This window comes from Brevundimonas vesicularis (genome assembly GCF_044807075.1).
Classification (GTDB): domain Bacteria; phylum Pseudomonadota; class Alphaproteobacteria; order Caulobacterales; family Caulobacteraceae; genus Brevundimonas; species Brevundimonas vesicularis_G.
Genome location: NZ_CP085234.1, coordinates 122,873 through 138,739, shown reverse-complemented (window position 1 = coordinate 138,739; position 15,867 = coordinate 122,873). Strand labels below are relative to the sequence as shown.

The following is a 15,867-nucleotide window of genomic DNA, read 5'->3' as shown; positions in this document are numbered from 1 at the left end:
GCCCTACTATACTCTCGAAGCCGTTGGGTCCTGCCCCGGAGGTTATTGGTAGCTCGGAAACAGCGTCTGCTGGAGCTTGACGGCTGGCACGACCTCACACGAAAACAATTTTCTGGAGAAGCGAGATGAAGTTCAAAATGACTGCCGCTGGATTTATTGCGGCGATTTCGAGCGCAGCACTGATCGGCGGATTTACCGCGACAGCGACGCCAACTCAGGCCATCCCCAAGAAAACCCCCTACGAGCAATGTATGGACGAAATCCGTGCCATATGTTGGTCTGAGTATCCGCCTGGAGAGGAGCGCTCTCAGTGCTACACCGACGGGGATACCTTCTGCACGAGCCACTACGGTTGACCATCTTGGCTCGCTCTTCTCGGAGGGCGGGCCTCTCGACTTCTGAATAGCCTACAACCGCTCGAAGACCGTCTTGATCACCCGGCGATAGACGGCCGTCAGCGTCTCCAGCTCCGCCGTAGGCACCCGTTCGTCGATCTGGTGCATGGTCTGGCCGACCAGGCCCAGTTCCAGGACTGGGCACAGGGCGCGAATGAAGCGGGCGTCGGAAGTGCCGCCGGTGGTGGAGGCCTCGGGGCGGCGGCCCGCCACGGCCTCGACCGCGTCCTGAACCGCCTCCACGAAGGCGCCCGGCTCGGTCAGGAACGCCTCGCCTGAGCAAAGGTGCTCCAGGGTGATCTGAAGCCCGGTCTCGGCCTGCATGGCCCCGGCCTCGCGGTTCAGCCAGTCGATCAGAGCGTCGCCGGTATGGCTGGGGTTGAAGCGGATGTTCAGCCGCGCCTTCGCCTCGGCCGGAATGATGTTGGTCGCCGGATTGCCGATGTCGATGGTGGTGATTTCGAGGTTCGACGGGGGGAAGTTCTCGTAGCCTTCATCCAGCACGTGGTCGTTCAAACGGGCCATCAGGCGTGCGATCACCGGGGCCGGGTTGGCGGCCCGTTCCGGATAGGCGACGTGGCCCTGTTTGCCGTGGACGGTGATCCAGGTGTTCAGCGAGCCGCGCCGCCCGACCTTGATCATGTCGCCCAGCTGTTGCGACGACGAGGGTTCGCCGACGACGCAGGCGTCGATGACCTCGCCCTCGGCGGCCAGGGCCTCGACCACCCGTTTGGTGCCGTGCAGGGCGGGGCCTTCCTCGTCGCCGGTGATCAGGAAGGAGAGGGAGCCCTCGGGCTCGCGGTCCGCGATGACCTGGGACACGGCCGCGACCCAGGCCGCGATCCCGCCCTTCATGTCCACCGCCCCGCGACCGTACAGGACGCCGTCCTTGACCTCGGCGTTGAAAGGTTGCGACGACCACTGATCCGACGGGCCGGTCGGAACCACATCCGTATGGCCGGCGAAACACAGGTTGGGCGAGGCGGTCCCGCGTCGCGCATACAGGTTCTCGATCCGCGCATGGACGCCTTGCCCGCCTGGTCCCTCGAAGGCCAGGCGACGGCAGGTAAAGCCCAGCGCCGTCAGATGCCGTTCCAGCACATCCATCGCCCCTTCGTCGGCGGGCGTGACGGAGGGAATGCGGATCAGGTCGCGAGTCAGTTCGACAGGATCGATAACGGGAGTTGATGCGCGGCTCATGCGGCTATGCTTTACGGAAATCGTGCGGAGGCGAGAAGGCCCATGCCCAAGATCGACATCGACAGCGCGCCGACGACGAACGGCACCACCTATCCCGAGGAATACGCCGGCCCGTGCAAGCCGCGTCGCCGCTGGCGGCTGGGCGATGCGGCGGGGTTGAGCCAGTTCGGCGTCAACCTGCTGCGCCTGCCCGACGGCGCCTGGTCCAGCCAGCGCCACTGGCACGCCGAAGAGGACGAGTTCGTCATCGTGATCGAGGGCGAGGTGGTGCTGATCGAGGACGATGGCGAGACGGTTCTGCGCGCCGGCGACTGCGCCGGGTTCAAGGCCGGGGTGCCGAACGGCCATAAGCTGGAGAACCGATCCGGCCGCGAGGCGGTTCTGCTGGAAGTCGAGACGCGCAGCCCGACGATCACCCCCGCCGACTATCCCGACATCGACATGGTGCTGCACGCCGGCGTCGACGGCTATTTCCACCGCGACGGCTCGCCCTATCCGACATACCCAAGAAGAACGTGACCACAGAATCCATCGACACCGGCCCCGCCGCCCCGCCCGTTCCGCCGTCTCCGTCATCTGGGGGGCCAGAAGGCCCGTCCAGCCCGTGGGGCATTCGCGACTTCCGCCTGTTGTGGTTCGGCCGCGTGGTGGCGGTGCTGGCGATCCAGATCCAGTCGTCGGCCCTGTTGTGGCAGGTCTATGAGATCGCCCGGCGCGATCATCCGATCGCGGAGGCCAGCCTGTATCTGGGGCTGGTGGGGCTGTGTCAGTTCCTGCCGCTGCTGGCCTTCACCCTGCCCGCCGGGGCGATGGCGGATCGGCGCGACCGCAAGCGCACGGTGTGGATCTCCATCCTGGTCGAGGCGGCCTGCGCGGGATCGTTCCTGGCCATGGCCCTGCATGGCAACCCGCCGCTGTGGGGGCTGTTGGCGGTCGCGGCCCTGTTCGGCGCGGCGCGAGCGTTTCTGGCGCCGGCCAGCCAGGCCTTCCTGCCGATGGTGGTGGGTCGAAAGGCCCTGCCGCCCGCCATCGCGGCCCAGTCCATCGCGTTTCAGACCGGCGCCATCGCCGGCCCGGCCCTGGGCGGGGTGATCGTGGGGGTGAACGTGCCCCTGGCCTATGCGGTGTCGCTGGGCATGTTCCTGCTGGCCGTCGCGGCCTTCATCCTGATCCGCACCAGCGGGAGACCTGCGCCCCAGGCCAATCCGCTGTCGCCGGTGGATTCGGTCAAGGAGGGGCTGGCCTATGTCTGGAAGACCAAGATCGTGCTGGGCGCCATCTCACTGGATCTGGTGGTGGTGCTGCTGGCGGGCGTGGCCCTGCTGACGCCGATCTTCGCGCGCGACATCCTGCATGTCGGACCGCAAGGGTTCGGCCTGCTGCGGGCGTCGTTCGGCGTGGGGGCCATGGTCATGGCCATCTATCTGAGCCGCTATCCGATCCGTCAGAACGGCGGGCGCTGGATGTTCGCGGCGGTGGCGGTGTTCGGCCTGTGCACCATCACCTTCGGCCTGTCGCGCATCGTCTGGCTGTCGGGCCTGGCGCTGTTCATCGGCGGGGCGGCGGACATGATCAGCGTCAATGTGCGCCAGACCCTGATCCAGCTGGCGACGCCCGATCACATGCGTGGGCGGGTGTCGTCGGTGTCCATGCTGTTCATCGGCGCCTCGAACGAACTGGGCGAGGCCTATTCCGGCGTCATGGTCCGGCTGCTGGGCGCGGTCGGGGCGGCGGTGTTCGGCGGGTTCGGCGCCCTGGCCGCGACCGGGGCCTGGGCGACGATGTTCCCGGGGCTGAGGAAGGCGGACAAGCTGACCTGAGTGGGAGTGAGCGAGGGGTGCTAGTGAGCGAGAAGTGAACCGAGGCCGAGAACGCCGCACCGCTCTTCGCTCACCTCTTGCTCACTAGCACCCCTCGCTCACCGCAATCACCACGCCTTGAAGTGCTTCGACAGCTTCAGGCCCTGGTTCTGATAGTGGCTGCCGCTTTCGCCATACAGGCGGCTGGGGCGTTCGGTCAGGGGCTCGTAAACCAGGCGGGCGACGATTTGGCCGTGTTCCAGCAGGAACGGCGTGTCGTGGGTGCGGACTTCCAGCACGCCTTTCGAGCCTGCGCCGTGCGCCTCGTCGGTGCCGAAGCCGGGGTCGAAGAAGCCGGCGTAGTGGACGCGAAACTCGCCGACCGACGGATCGATCGGAGTCATCTCGGCGGCCTGGTCAACCGGGATTTCGACGTCGTCGGACGAGGCCAGGATGTAGAACTCGCCCGGATCCAGCAGCAGTTCGCCACGGCGTAGGCTCAGCGGCTCCCAGAAGTCGCGCGGGTCGTGGCCGTCGATGTGGTCCAGATCGACCACGCCCGCATGGCGACGCCCGCGGAAGCCGACGATGTCGCCGCCCTGCAGATCGACGCCGACCGAGCGGGTCTCCAGCTTGGGCGGATCGCCGGCCTTCAGCCGCAGCTGGTTCAGGCGCGTGCCGGGACGGACCAGGATGGAGAAGGTCTGGGGCGCGACCTCCATATAGAGTGGTCCGTCATAGCCTTCGGCGACGTCATCGAAGCTGGCGCCCTGATCGGTCAGCAGGCGCACGAAGACATCAACGCGGCCGGTCGAGCTTTTCGGATTGGCGCGGGCGATCAGGCCCTGGGGCAGTTTCAGCCGCTCCTGAAGGCGCACTATATAGACGCAGCCCTTTTCCAGCACGACGCCCGCCTCGGTGATCTCGATGGCGTGCATGGCCACGTCGGCGATGCGGTCCTCGACCTTGCGCCGGCCGGGGAGGAAGGAGGCGCGCACGCGCCAGGCCTGATCCGACAGCCGCAGGTCCAGGCTGGCCGGCTGGACCTGGTCGTGGTCGAAGGGCGTGTCGGACGTGACGGCGCCGGCGGCGATCAACGTCTCGATCGACTGGGCGGGCAGGATGCCGGGACGGGGCGCTTGGAAGGAGCTCATGGCGTCTGTCTCACACGGTTTTCACGACTTGTCTCCAAGTCGCGCTTGCAGCCCGCGCGCGGCGGGGCGAGCATATAGCCCATGCACGATGGTCCTGCCTATACCGCCGAGACGAACGGCATCCTGATCCGGGTGCGCCCCAGCTATCTGGCGGGCCAGTCCGATCCAGACGAAGGCCGCTGGGTCTGGGCCTACCAGATCGAGATCGTGAACCTGACGGGTTCGACGGTGCAGCTGATGGCGCGTCGCTGGACCATCACCGACGGCTGCGGCCATGTCGAAGAGGTGCGCGGTCCCGGCGTCGTCGGCGAACAGCCGGTGATCGAGCCGGGCGGCAGCTACGCCTACGCCTCGGGCTGTCCGCTGGGCACCGACAGCGGTTCGATGGTCGGCGCCTATTATATGACGGATGCGGACGGGCGCAGTTTCGAGGCGGAGATCCCGGCCTTTTCGCTGGATACGCCCGATGCGCGGCGGGTGTTAAACTAACGGCAGGTTTGAGGTGTCCTCAACCTATAGGGGTTGAGAGGCTGCGCAGGGATGTTACCGTGTCGGCCACGCCTTGATCGATGCGGGGAAGCGGCATGATCAGACAAGATGTCTTCGCCCTAATCTCTGCGGCGCTGGTTGGCGGCGTGGCGGTCTTTTACGCGAGCCTCTCTGAGACGTCGTTTTTTCCCGCGTCGTTGCAGACCACCCTGGGTGCCTGTCCCGGAAACGAGTATTATCCCGCTCATCGGCGGCCCATCCTTGGACCTGAGGAGGCATCTTGGTTCGGGAGCCAACTGTTGGCTCTGCACGAGCCGTCGCTCTCTCGGGAGACTGGCGACGGGAAACTGGCGGTTCGCGTCTTGGTCTCGGGTGATGTGTCGATTGCCGCCGTCAGGGTCTATGAGGCCGGGGATGGCCGGTATCATCTGTGGGGCAAATGGTTACGCCCGTGTGCAGAGGCGGAGGGATGCGTCATCGAGAAGGTCTTGACGCCAGAGGAACAGGCGCGGGTTAAGGCCGCCATCGAGCCACTTTCGCTTGTTCCGTCCTACGGTTGCGACGGTCCCGTCGACAGCTCCAGCATCATTATGGAATTGAGCTACGCGAACACCTACCGGCTCTGGTCTCAGCGGATGTTGCCGCATGGCGATGTGGGTTCTGCCAGCGTCCTTTTGCTTGAGTTGGCGGATTGGCCGCTGGCCGAAGAAAATCGCGCGGCCATCTCGGAGCCGTAACGGAAAGCGGATGGGGCTGCGTCAACCCGGATGAACCGCAGCCCCGCCCCCTGAAATCTCGCCGGCCGCTTGCGCAGGCCGGCGAGGGGGGAGTCGGCTCCATAAGGAGCATCTGTGTCAGGATCGTGAGACCCCGCGCGAAGCGCCGCGCTCAAGTAGCGCGAAGCGCGATAGCGCCCTTAAATATACCTACGCAGGCTGCGGGCCAGGTCGGAACCGCTTTCCTTGGAACCGCGACGAACTTGCGGCTGGTAGGCGACACGGGCGTGTTCGACGCAATAGACGCCTTCCGACGAGCGGCGGCCGCAGAAGCTGAACTCGCGCGACGACGGGTCGCCGATCGGCCATTTGCACATGTGGGCGCCCAGCGTCATCACGGTCGCCGTGCCCGGCAGGTCCGGGATCGGGGCGGGGACGGGCGCGGCGGGTTCGACCGGCTTGGGCTGGACGGCTTCCAGACGGCGCGGGGCCGAAGGTTGCTGCGCCGGTGCGGCCGGCGCCGGGCGCGGACGCGCGGTGCGGAAGGTCGCGGCGACGGTGCGCGCCGGTTGCGACGGGGCGGCCCGGCCCGACAGGCCCAGACGGTGCACCTTGCCGATCACGGCGTTGCGGGTGACCCCGCCGCCCAGTTGTTTGGCGATCTGGCTCGCGGACTGGCCCTCAAGCCAGAGCTTCTTTAGCGCGCCTACGCGGTCGTCGGTCCAGCCTGCGGTCATGCCACCCTCCAGCGAGTTTGGATTCAATATCTAGGTCCAGGCTCCCCCTCCGGGGTCTTGACCTACAACTAATCGTAAACCAGCCGTTAAGAGACGCAAGATGTGCGAATCATCCTGTCCACAGAAACCAGATATTGAATCATCGTTAAGGTTAAGGCGGCGCCGTCGTTTTCGGGACGATCTCGCCTGATCTCTTGCGAAGCGCGGCGGTCGAGCGCATCTGGCGGGCCATGACCGATACGCCAGATCTGATCTCCACCCGGCCTGCTGGCCTGCCGCAGCCGCGTCGCTATCCGGGGATCAACTGGATCGGGGTGCAGACTCTGTATCTGCGCGAGGTGCGTCGCTTCTGGAAGGTGGGCGCCCAGACGGTGGCGGCGCCGGTGGTCACGACGCTGCTCTATATGCTGGTGTTCGTGGTGGCGCTTCAGAACGCGCGGCCGCCGCTGCACGGCACGCCGTTCGCCCTGTTCGTCGCGCCCGGCCTGATCATGATGGCCATGTTGAACAACGCCTTCGCCAACGCCTCGTCCAGCCTGATCCAAGCCAAGATCATGGGTACCGCGACCGACTTCCTGACCCCGCCGCTCAGCCCGCTTGAGCTGACGCTGGGCTTTACGCTGGGCGCCGCGACGCGTGGGCTGGCGGTCGGTCTGGTGACGGCGATCTGCGTGCTGCCGTTCGCGCCGCTGGGCGTCGCCAACATCTTCGCCATCGTCTGGTTCGCCCTCGCCGCCTGTTTCATCATGGGCATGACCGGGGCGTTGGCGGGGTTGTGGAGCGAGAAGTTCGACCACCTGTCGGCGGTCCAGAACTTCATCGTCATGCCGATGACCTTCCTGTCGGGGACCTTCTATCTGGTCGAGAACCTGCCCGAGCCGTTCCGGGCGCTGAGCCGCTACAACCCCTTCTTCTATCTGATCGACGGTTTCCGCTACGGCTTCATCGGCCATGCCGAGAGCAATCTGACGGTCGGCGTCATAGGGTCGGCCGTACTGATGGCCGTCATGGGCGTGGTCTGCTGGCTGGTGTTCCGCTCGGGCTGGCGTCTTAAGAGCTAGATCGCTACCTGTTGCGGATCGCTCCCCCGAGAGGTCCGCTTCATGCTGTTTCGTTCGCTCGTCGCCGCCACGGCCCTGTTCGCCGCCACATCCGCTTTTGGGCCCGCCTTCGCTCAGGAAGCGACGCCCCAGGCCGGCGACCGCCCCGACATCGCCGCCGGCGCCGCCCAGTTCATCAAGCCCACGAACGCCGAGCGGACCCAGGTTCTGGTCAGTTTCCTCACGACGCTGGGCTTCACGCCCGAAATCCAGACCTTCGAGGGCGGCAACCAGGCCACCGGCTCGATGGAAGGCGCCAATGTCGTCGTCACGGTGGGGCAGGGCGACAAGGATATCGTCCTGACCGCCCACTATGACGCGGTGAAGCTGCGCGATGGGACGCTGTCGCAGGGCATCGTCGACAACGTCGGCTCGGTCATGGCGATGATGGAGGCGGCCAAGACGCTGGACATGGCGCTGGAAGGCCAGCCGGTCCCCCACCGCTTCGTCTTCGTCTTCACCGACCAGGAAGAGCTGGGCCTTCTGGGCGCCAAGGCCTTCCTTGAGAAACACGGCAAGGACCGGATCGCCGCCGTCATCAACGCCGATGTCGCCGCCTATGGTCAGACGGTCATGTATGGCGAGAACAATGGCCCGCAATCGGCCTTCGTGCTGGAGACGCTGCGCGGCCTATGCGCCGAACGCGGCTTCGACTGCATGCCCTATCCGACCTATCCGCCCAGCGACGACCGCGCCTTCTCGGCCGCGGGCGTGCCGGTGGTGTCGATGGGCACTCAGGATGCGGTCGGCGCCCACCAGATGTGGCTGGCCTTCAACGGCGGCAAGGACACCGGCCTGAAGGAGGGCTTCGTCCCGCCCGTCTTCCAGCGCATCCACTCGACCGAGGACAAGCTGTCGTATCTGAAGGGCGTCGACGTCGCCCGTTTCGGCCTGTTCATCGCCGACCTGGGCCTGGCGCTGGACAAGAAGCTGGTCGAAATCCAGGCCAAAGACGCGGCCGTCGCCGCTGAAACCGCTCCGGCGGCCCCGGCGACGACGCCCGGCGGCGAGTGACGGCGGTCATCGAGGTTCGCGGCGTCCAGCCGACGCCGAAGGAAGGTCGGGCGGCCGTCAAGGCGTGGCCCGTCGTTCGGCGCTGGGCGAACCTGCCCGTGTTGTTTCTGGGCGGCGCCATGCTGGCGACCATCGCTGTCTGCTTCGGCCTGCCCCTGGAGCGGACCGGCTGGATCGTTGGTCTTCAGCTGGTCGGACTGTATGGCTTTATAGGGCTATCGGTCGTGGCGCATTACAGGGTCATGGCGGCGGCGCGCCGGTCGCCGATCGCGCAGAGGCCAACCGACTGGCGCATCGATGACAGGGGTCTGGCGCTGTCGGGAGCGGATTTCGACACCCGCATCGGCTGGCGCAATCTGGTCGCGGTGGTGGAGGACAAGGATCGCCTGATCTTCGCAGCCTCGCCCAACACCAACTTCATTCTGCCCCTGCGCGTGCTGGAGACGGATCAACGCCAGGCGCTGCGTATCTTGGTCGGCGATGTGCGAGCGCGGGGCGTCCTCGGCGCCGGTGTTGACTAAGACCCTCGCGCGTCCGACAACGCCTGACCGTATTGATCCGGCTCCGTCGCGCTCGCGCCGGGGCCGTCTCGCTTTTGGAGGTCTTGGTCCCGTGTCCACTGAACATCTGATGGGTGTCTACAATCGCGCGCCGCTGGAAGTGGAACGCGGCCGAGGCGCGCGTCTGTGGGCGACCGACGGGACCGAATATCTCGACTGCGTCGCCGGCATCTCGACCAACGGCCTGGGCCACGCCCACCCCGAACTTGTCCAGGCGGTCAAGGATCAGGCCGAGAAGCTGTGGCACGTCTCCAACATCTTCCGCATTCCGGGTCAGGAAGCCCTGGCTGACGCCCTGTGCGAATCCAGCTTCGCCGACGTGGTGTTCTTCACCAACTCGGGCACCGAAGCCGTCGAATGCGCGCTGAAGACGGCGCGCAAATACCACTCGGCCAATGGCGCGCCTGAGCGGATCGACATCTACGGCTTCGACGGCTCGTTCCACGGTCGGACCTATGGCGCGATCAACGCCGCCGCCAACCCCAGCTATACCGAGGGCTTCGGCCCGCCGATGCAGGGCTTCCACCAGCTGAAGTGGGGCGACCACGAGGCGATCAAGGCCGCCATCGCCAACCCCACGACCGCCGCCATCATCGTCGAGCCCGTGCAGGGCGAGGGCGGCTGCCGCGCCATGCCCGAACAATGCCTGCGGGGCCTGCGCGACCTGTGCGACGAACACGGCGTCCTGATCATCTTCGACGAGGTCCAGTGCGGCATGGGCCGGACCGGCAAGCTGTGGGCCCACGAATGGGCGGGCATGGCGCCGGACATCATGGCTGTGGCCAAGGCCCTGGGCGGCGGCTTCCCCATCGGCGCCTGCCTGGCCTCGGCCAAGGCGGCCAAGGGGATGACGGTCGGCGTCCACGGCTCGACCTTCGGCGGCAACCCCCTGGCCATGGCCGTAGGCCAGAAGGCGCTGAGCTTGATCAACAGCCCCGAGACGCTGAACAACGTCAACGAGGTCGCCGGCTATCTGAAGCAGCAGTTCGCCGGCCTTCAGGAACGCTTCCCCGATGTGATCGCCGACGTGCGCGGCAAGGGCCTTCTGATCGGCATCAAGATGGTGCCCAACAATCGCGAGTTCATGGCCCTGGCGCGCGACACGCAGCAGCTGCTGATCGCCGGCGGGGGCGACAACTGCGTGCGCCTGTTGCCGCCGCTGAACCTGACGCTGGACGAGGCCCGCGAAGCCGTGGCCCGTTTCGAAGCGGCCTGCGAGGTCGCCCGCGAAAAGCTGGCGGCCTGATCCTGACATCCGCTCCTCCCCGCGAAAGCGGGGACCCAGCTCTTTCGAGAACGCGGGATCGACGGATGAAACATAGACCGGGCGGCTGTCGCCCACAGCACTAGATCCCCGCCTTCGCGGGGATGAGCGGAGCTAGACATATGGTCCGGCACTTCCTCGATATCCACCGGCTGGACGCGGCGGACCTGCGCGCCATCCTGGACGACGCCCATGCCCGCAAGGCCGCCCGCAAGGGCTGGCCCCAGGGGCGCGCCGACGCCGATGCCCCGGGCAAGGACCGCGTTCTGGCGATGATCTTCGAGAAGAACTCGACCCGCACGCGGTTCAGCTTCGACGCGGCGATCCGCCAGTTGGGCGGCTCGTCCATCATCGCCACGGCCTCGGACATGCAGCTGGGGCGCGGCGAGCCGGTGGAGGACACCGCCCGCGTGCTGTCGCGCATGGTCGATGCCGTGATGATCCGCGCCAACGATCACGAGGATGTCGAGCGGTTCGCCCGCGTTTCGACCGTGCCGGTGATCAACGGCCTGACCGATCGGTCTCACCCGTGCCAGATCCTGGCCGATCTGCAGACGATCGAGGAGCATCGCGGGCCGATCGCCGGCAAGACGATCGCCTGGATCGGCGACGGCAACAACGTCTGCCACAGCTTCATGCACGCGGCGCCCAAGTTCGGCTTCCATCTGAACGTCGCCTGCCCGGCGGAATACCATCCCGACCTGCGCGATCTGGCCAAGGGCGGCGACGCCGTCACCCTGACCAGCGATCCGCGCGAGGCGGTCAAGGGCGCCGACGTCGTCGTCACCGACACCTGGGTGTCCATGGGGGATCAGGACTATGAGGCGCGGCTTTCGGCGTTCGAACATTACGGCGTCGACGAAGCCCTGATGGATCTCGCCGATCCCGAAGCGGTCTTCCTGCATTGCCTTCCCGCCCATCGTGGCGAGGAAGTCACCGACGCCGTCATCGACGGGCCGCGCTCTCTGGTCTGGGACGAAGCCGAAAACCGTATCCACGCCCAAAAGGCGGTTCTGGCCTGGTGCTTCGGGGGATGACGTTGGATGACTGGAAGGCGATGTCGACCGCGTCGCGCTTCTGGTTTGTCGTTGTAATGCTGCTGGCTGTTTCGGTTGGCGCCTTCGCGCTCTTCACCGCGGCGGCGCCGACGCTTGATCCCGGCAAGTTCTCGTATGAAGCCGTTACCGTTGAAGGTCGCGTCAGCATATCGTCTTACAAGGCGCTGTCGGTGCTCGTGATCACCGACGGAGAGGGCCGTAATCATGCGTCGCGATGCAACCCTTACGCTCGTGACCAGGCCTGCGTTGATTTGGCGCTGGTCAGAGGGCTGCGCCAAGGCCAGCAGGTCAATGTCGGACTTATAAGAGCCAAGTTCTGGCCGTTAGCCGAAGACGCGGTCGTCCGCTTGGCCTCGAACGATCATGTCTTTCTGGAGTGTGCTGATCGGCTCGATGCGTTGGGAGTGGACCGCTCGCGAATATCCGGGGTCGAGCGTATAGCCGGCTGCTGACAGTCAAAAGCCGGGGATCGCTCCCCGGCCTTTTCAGATCGCCACGGATCAGTGATCAGTCGCCTACAGTTTCACGTCCGACACGCCGCCGACGTCGGGCGTCGATTTGGTCAGATTGGCCTTGAGGACTTCGTAGCCGAAGCCGAGCGCGCCCTTGTCGGACACCCAGACGCGGCCGTCGTCGGCGTCGAAGCGGATCAGGGTCAGATGGGCGTCGTCCTTGCCGTCCGGGTACCAGGCGGCGACGACGGGGTTCCAGTATTTGTCGATGCGGCTGCGGTCCTGATCGATGGCCAGGCGGCCGTGGATGCAGGCCTGAACCTTGCCGTCCTTGGCCTGATAGCAGAACATGCCGTTCTGGCCGCCGCCGGCGACGTCACGGGCGAAATCGGTGTCGTCGCGGGTGAAGAACCAGATGGTCCCCGTCTCATCCTCGCCGAAACCGGTCATGGGTTGGTGGTGATAGCCGGGGCGATCGATGCCCAGCATGCCGGTGTTGGACTCCTTCAGGCTCTTCCAGAATTCCTTCTCGGCCTCGGCGGGGGTCAGTTTGTCGGACACGCGGTCTCTCCTTGAGTGGTTCGCAAGGTTCAACCGACCGGCCCCAATCGGGTTCCCGCCTCTAGGCGCCGGGTATCCAGGGCGCACGCTCGGCGCCGAATATCGTCGCCAGGTGGATCAGCAGCAGCATGGCGATCGCCGCCGCGCCGACCATCAGGAACCGCCACGGCATCAGGCGCGGTCCCTTGAACGGATCTGGCGGCCGGGCGCCGCGCCATCCGCAAAAGACCATGACGGCGAGGGCGACGCCCAGCAGGACGAGGGTGGTGGTCAGGCTCATGCGCCGCAGGTGGCGAAAGCCGCGCCGCTTGGCAAGCGAACCCTTGCCGGGAGGTTAATCTTCATGCCGCGTTAACCGAGATGATTCACAAATCCGGCGATCTGGCGCGATGTCCACAGGCTCGGAATATCGCGGCTAGATATTGCGGTTAACCATCAGTTTACACCCTCGATATTGACGGTATAGCCTTCGTCGCATGGGCCGGGAGACGAATCAGTGAGCGCTGCAGCGCCGTGGAGCGTTAAGGGAATCGATCCCAAAGCACGCGAGGTCGCCAAGGATCTGGCGCGCCGGTCCGGCATGACGCTGGGCGAATGGCTCAACTCCATGATCATGGAAGACGAGGAGGAGGGCTACGCCACCCTGCCGCGTCGCTCCCAGGCCGCCGAATACGAACGCCGCAACCGCAGCCGCCGTCTGGACGACGCCTATGAGGTTGAAGACAGCCAGCAGCGGATCAGCGCCTCCATCGATGTGATCGCCGCGCGGCTGGAAGCCGCCGAACGCCGCTCGACCGTCGCGATCCAGGGCGTGGATCAGGCCGTTGCGGGCCTGATGCGCCGGCTGGACGGCCAGGAGGCCGAGGCGCAAGGAGCCGCCCGCCGCATCGACGACATCGCCGAGGAGCTGCGCGAAGGGCATCGCCGCCTGCGCGCCTTTGAGCGCGACACCGGCCCTTCGACCCAGGAAGCCTTCGGCAAGATCGAGACCTCCCTGGGCGCCCTGACCGGGCGCCTGTACGACATCGAGGAACGCCAACGTCTGGGCGTCAGCGATCTGCGCGAGCGGATGGAGGCGGTCGAGAAGGCCGCCGGCCCCGGCGTCGGCACGGACATGCTGGCCCAGGTCAGCGCGCGTCTGGACGAGGCCCAGAACCGCACGACCGAAGCCCTGAAGACGCTGGAACGCTCGTTCGCCGCGCTGGACCAGCGGATGCGGACGGCCGAGAGCCGCGTCGAGCCGGAAGGCGCGCGCGACCTGGCCCGTTTCGAGAAACTGGCCGAAAGCCTGTCGCGTCAGATCGACAACAATCGCGCCGAGATGATGCAGCGTCTGGACGCCGCCGAAACCGGCGCGCGGATCGACCGCATCGAACGCGCCGTTCAGGCCGTCGGCGATCAATTGAAGGCGTCCGAAGAGAAGGGCGCCATCGGCCTTGAGGCCATGGGCCGCGAGGTCCTGCGCATCGCCCGCAATCTGAATGCGCGGGTCAAGAAGGTCGAGACGGACAACGACGGTCGCACCGACGCCGTCGCCCGCGCCGCCGCCGACGTCGTCAGCCAGACCATCGAAACCGAAGTCGCCCGCCGCGCCGCGCGTCTGGACCAGGAGTTCGCCCGCCACGTTGACCGCGTCGATCAACGCCTGACCGCCAGCGACGATCGCCACGCCATCGCCCTGGAGAAGCTTGGCGGCGAGATCACCCGCATCTCGGACCAGCTGAGCGATCGCATCGCCCAGTCCGAGCGCCGCTCGCAGCAGGCGCTGGAAGACATCGGCCGACGCCTGTCGGAAAGCTCGGACAAGATCGAGCAGCGCTACGACCGCGCGTCCGGCGAACTGGCCGAGCGGATGCGTCTCAGCGAAGAGCGCACCGCCCGTCTGCTGGCCGAGGCCCGCGAAAGCATCGACGCCCGCGCGCCGACGCCGATCCGCGACAAGCCGCTGGACAATGAGCCGGCGTGGACCCCGGCGCGACAGGTGCTGGAACGCGCCGCTTCGGCGACGATACAGGCGCCGATCCAGTCCGCATCCATCGAAGGCGACTGGCGCGCCGCCGCCTTCCCCGATGAGACCTTCACCGACCAGGACGCCTGGTCCAGCGATCCGGTGACGCCCGAAGTCGCGACCGCTGCGCCCTTCCCGTCGTCGCCCGTCGCCCAGACCGAGGCCGAGCCCGCCGAGGCGCTGGCTGACGACATGCCGATGCGCCAGGTCGATCCCGACGGCGTCGAACCCATCATCCAGCCCTTCAGCGGTTTCGGCGGCGCCGACGTCGAGGACGCGCTGGAGGCGACGTCGCCGGGCTTCTCGACCGCACCGACCGAAAAGCGCAGCGCCGCCGTCCTGGATGCGGACGACGATGATTTCGGCGGCGAGACCGAGTTCGTGGATCCGCGCCGGCTGCGCTCCAGCATGGAAGCCGCCGCCGCCGCCGGCCGCGCCGCCTCGACCCGCAGCACCATCGACGCCGCCCGTGCTGCGATCACCGCGCCGGCCGAGCCAGAACCTGCGCCCCGGTCGGGCTTCGGCCTGAAGCGCGGCGGCAAGTCCAAGCTGCAGGAACGGCTGGACCGGCAGGCGTCCAAAGACGGATCGACGGTCAAGAAGACCTTTCTGGCTTCGGTCACGGCGGTCGCCCTGACCGGGGGCGTCTATGGCTATCTGTCCCTGACCGACGGCGGCGCCCCGGACTTCGAGATGCCCAGCTTCGGCCGCGGCTCGACGACAAACGGCGCCGTGCCTCTGGCCGCGTCGGCGGTGACGCCGACCGGCCCGAAAGCGACCTTCGACATCGGCGGCCCCGGCGCGGCGGATTATGAGGCGGCGATCGGCAAGCTGGAGGCCGGCGACAACTCTGGCCTGGACGGCATGAAGCGCGCCGCCAACCTGGGTTACGCCCCCGCCCAGACCTATCTGGGTCAGCTGTATCTGGATGGCGCCAACGGCGTGCCTGCCGATCCGGTCCAAAGCCGTCAGTGGGGCCGTCGCGCTGCCGAGGGCGGCGATCCGCGCGGGATGCATCTGTATGGGATGCAGCTTTATGAAGGCGACGGCGGCGCGACCAATCAGGCCGAGGCCCTGACCTGGCTGCTGAACGCGGCCGAGCGCGGCCTGCCGGACAGCCAGTACAATGTCGCGCGCATCTATGAGACCGGCGCCGACGGCGTGGCCAAGAATCCGACCGAAGCGCTGAAGTGGTACATGATCGCCGCGCGCGGCGGGGATGCGGAGGCTCAGGCCGCCGTGACGCGTCTACGCCCGACGGCCAGCGCCACGGTCCAGCGCGCGGCCCGCACCGCCGCCGACGCCTTCGTGGCCCAGTCGCAGGGTCAGTCGCAGGCCCAAGCCCAGGCGACAGGCTAGA

The 15,867-nt window shown here is 66.8% G+C and carries 17 protein-coding genes; 12 read left to right on the top strand and 5 right to left on the bottom strand.

Going from position 1 to position 15,867, the window contains the following annotated elements; all coding sequences use genetic code 11:
- Nucleotides 1-125 precede the first annotated feature (125 nt).
- Nucleotides 126-356: a hypothetical protein gene (locus LG306_RS00685; RefSeq protein ID WP_404417127.1), complete on the top strand. Its 231-nt coding sequence runs from the start codon at nt 126-128 to the stop codon at nt 354-356.
- Between the two features lie 51 nt (nt 357-407).
- Here LG306_RS00685 and dapE read toward each other — a convergent pair whose 3' ends face one another.
- On the bottom strand, nt 408-1,595 hold the full coding sequence (dapE, locus tag LG306_RS00680; protein WP_404417124.1) for a succinyl-diaminopimelate desuccinylase: 1,188 nt from the start codon (nt 1,593-1,595) through the stop codon (nt 408-410).
- 42 nt (nt 1,596-1,637) lie between these two features.
- Between dapE and LG306_RS00675 the strand changes: the two genes are divergently transcribed.
- Entirely contained in the window at nt 1,638-2,114 is a 477-nt protein-coding gene (locus tag LG306_RS00675; protein WP_404417122.1) for a cupin domain-containing protein, read from the top strand.
- Nucleotides 2,115-2,239: 125 nt separating this feature from the next.
- On the top strand, nt 2,240-3,415 hold the full coding sequence (locus tag LG306_RS00670) for an MFS transporter (protein ID WP_404419601.1): 1,176 nt from the start codon (nt 2,240-2,242) through the stop codon (nt 3,413-3,415).
- Between the two features lie 107 nt (nt 3,416-3,522).
- Here the strand turns inward: LG306_RS00670 and LG306_RS00665 are convergent, their stop codons facing one another.
- Nucleotides 3,523-4,548 (bottom strand): 2'-deoxycytidine 5'-triphosphate deaminase, encoded by a 1,026-nt coding sequence (locus LG306_RS00665; RefSeq protein ID WP_055754408.1) that lies wholly within the window; start codon nt 4,546-4,548, stop codon nt 3,523-3,525.
- Nucleotides 4,549-4,629: 81 nt separating this feature from the next.
- Between LG306_RS00665 and apaG the strand changes: the two genes are divergently transcribed.
- Nucleotides 4,630-5,037 (top strand): Co2+/Mg2+ efflux protein ApaG, encoded by a 408-nt coding sequence (gene apaG / locus LG306_RS00660; protein ID WP_404417117.1) that lies wholly within the window; start codon nt 4,630-4,632, stop codon nt 5,035-5,037.
- Between the two features lie 95 nt (nt 5,038-5,132).
- A complete protein-coding gene (locus LG306_RS00655) occupies nt 5,133-5,774 on the top strand; it encodes a hypothetical protein (protein WP_404417114.1) in 642 nt (213 codons plus the stop codon).
- Between the two features lie 179 nt (nt 5,775-5,953).
- Here the strand turns inward: LG306_RS00655 and LG306_RS00650 are convergent, their stop codons facing one another.
- Entirely contained in the window at nt 5,954-6,490 is a 537-nt protein-coding gene (locus tag LG306_RS00650; RefSeq protein WP_017506617.1) for a GcrA family cell cycle regulator, read from the bottom strand.
- Nucleotides 6,491-6,720: 230 nt separating this feature from the next.
- On the opposite strand from LG306_RS00650, the gene LG306_RS00645 reads away from it, so the two are divergent.
- From LG306_RS00645 to LG306_RS00620, 6 genes are all read left to right on the top strand, one after another.
- Entirely contained in the window at nt 6,721-7,551 is an 831-nt protein-coding gene (locus LG306_RS00645) for an ABC transporter permease (protein ID WP_404417110.1), read from the top strand.
- A gap of 42 nt (nt 7,552-7,593) precedes the next feature.
- Nucleotides 7,594-8,604 (top strand): M28 family metallopeptidase, encoded by a 1,011-nt coding sequence (locus LG306_RS00640; RefSeq protein ID WP_404417107.1) that lies wholly within the window; start codon nt 7,594-7,596, stop codon nt 8,602-8,604.
- On the top strand, nt 8,601-9,125 hold the full coding sequence (locus tag LG306_RS00635) for a YcxB family protein (protein ID WP_404417104.1): 525 nt from the start codon (nt 8,601-8,603) through the stop codon (nt 9,123-9,125). Before LG306_RS00640 ends, LG306_RS00635 begins: the two co-directional genes overlap by 4 nt.
- Before the next feature lie 109 nt (nt 9,126-9,234).
- Nucleotides 9,235-10,410: an aspartate aminotransferase family protein gene (locus LG306_RS00630; protein WP_055754412.1), complete on the top strand. Its 1,176-nt coding sequence runs from the start codon at nt 9,235-9,237 to the stop codon at nt 10,408-10,410.
- A 140-nt stretch (nt 10,411-10,550) separates the two neighbouring features.
- Complete coding sequence (gene argF, locus LG306_RS00625) at nt 10,551-11,465, top strand: ornithine carbamoyltransferase (RefSeq protein WP_404417101.1); 915 nt, start codon at nt 10,551-10,553, stop codon at nt 11,463-11,465.
- Entirely contained in the window at nt 11,462-11,938 is a 477-nt protein-coding gene (locus LG306_RS00620; RefSeq protein WP_404417098.1) for a hypothetical protein, read from the top strand. Before argF ends, LG306_RS00620 begins: the two co-directional genes overlap by 4 nt.
- A gap of 63 nt (nt 11,939-12,001) precedes the next feature.
- Here the strand turns inward: LG306_RS00620 and LG306_RS00615 are convergent, their stop codons facing one another.
- Both LG306_RS00615 and LG306_RS00610 read right to left on the bottom strand, forming a co-directional pair.
- Entirely contained in the window at nt 12,002-12,499 is a 498-nt protein-coding gene (locus tag LG306_RS00615; protein ID WP_404417095.1) for a pyridoxamine 5'-phosphate oxidase family protein, read from the bottom strand.
- Nucleotides 12,500-12,560: 61 nt separating this feature from the next.
- Nucleotides 12,561-12,779, bottom strand: coding sequence for a hypothetical protein (locus LG306_RS00610; protein WP_404417092.1), 219 nt, complete (start codon nt 12,777-12,779; stop codon nt 12,561-12,563).
- A 216-nt stretch (nt 12,780-12,995) separates the two neighbouring features.
- On the opposite strand from LG306_RS00610, the gene LG306_RS00605 reads away from it, so the two are divergent.
- Nucleotides 12,996-15,866: a hypothetical protein gene (locus LG306_RS00605; protein WP_404417089.1), complete on the top strand. Its 2,871-nt coding sequence runs from the start codon at nt 12,996-12,998 to the stop codon at nt 15,864-15,866.
- The last annotated feature ends 1 nt before the right edge of the window (nt 15,867 follow it).

Coding starts and splice junctions, on each gene's coding strand:
- argF (WP_404417101.1), top strand. CDS start 10,551: ATGGTCCGGCACTTCCTCGATATCCACCGGCTGGACGCGGCGGACCTG.
- LG306_RS00620 (WP_404417098.1), top strand. CDS start 11,462: ATGACGTTGGATGACTGGAAGGCGATGTCGACCGCGTCGCGCTTCTGG.
- LG306_RS00630 (WP_055754412.1), top strand. CDS start 9,235: ATGGGTGTCTACAATCGCGCGCCGCTGGAAGTGGAACGCGGCCGAGGC.
- LG306_RS00650 (WP_017506617.1), bottom strand. CDS start 6,490: ATGACCGCAGGCTGGACCGACGACCGCGTAGGCGCGCTAAAGAAGCTC.
- LG306_RS00675 (WP_404417122.1), top strand. CDS start 1,638: ATGCCCAAGATCGACATCGACAGCGCGCCGACGACGAACGGCACCACC.
- LG306_RS00645 (WP_404417110.1), top strand. CDS start 6,721: ATGACCGATACGCCAGATCTGATCTCCACCCGGCCTGCTGGCCTGCCG.
- apaG (WP_404417117.1), top strand. CDS start 4,630: ATGCACGATGGTCCTGCCTATACCGCCGAGACGAACGGCATCCTGATC.
- LG306_RS00665 (WP_055754408.1), bottom strand. CDS start 4,548: ATGAGCTCCTTCCAAGCGCCCCGTCCCGGCATCCTGCCCGCCCAGTCG.
- LG306_RS00685 (WP_404417127.1), top strand. CDS start 126: ATGAAGTTCAAAATGACTGCCGCTGGATTTATTGCGGCGATTTCGAGC.
- LG306_RS00640 (WP_404417107.1), top strand. CDS start 7,594: ATGCTGTTTCGTTCGCTCGTCGCCGCCACGGCCCTGTTCGCCGCCACA.
- LG306_RS00655 (WP_404417114.1), top strand. CDS start 5,133: ATGATCAGACAAGATGTCTTCGCCCTAATCTCTGCGGCGCTGGTTGGC.
- LG306_RS00610 (WP_404417092.1), bottom strand. CDS start 12,779: ATGAGCCTGACCACCACCCTCGTCCTGCTGGGCGTCGCCCTCGCCGTC.
- dapE (WP_404417124.1), bottom strand. CDS start 1,595: ATGAGCCGCGCATCAACTCCCGTTATCGATCCTGTCGAACTGACTCGC.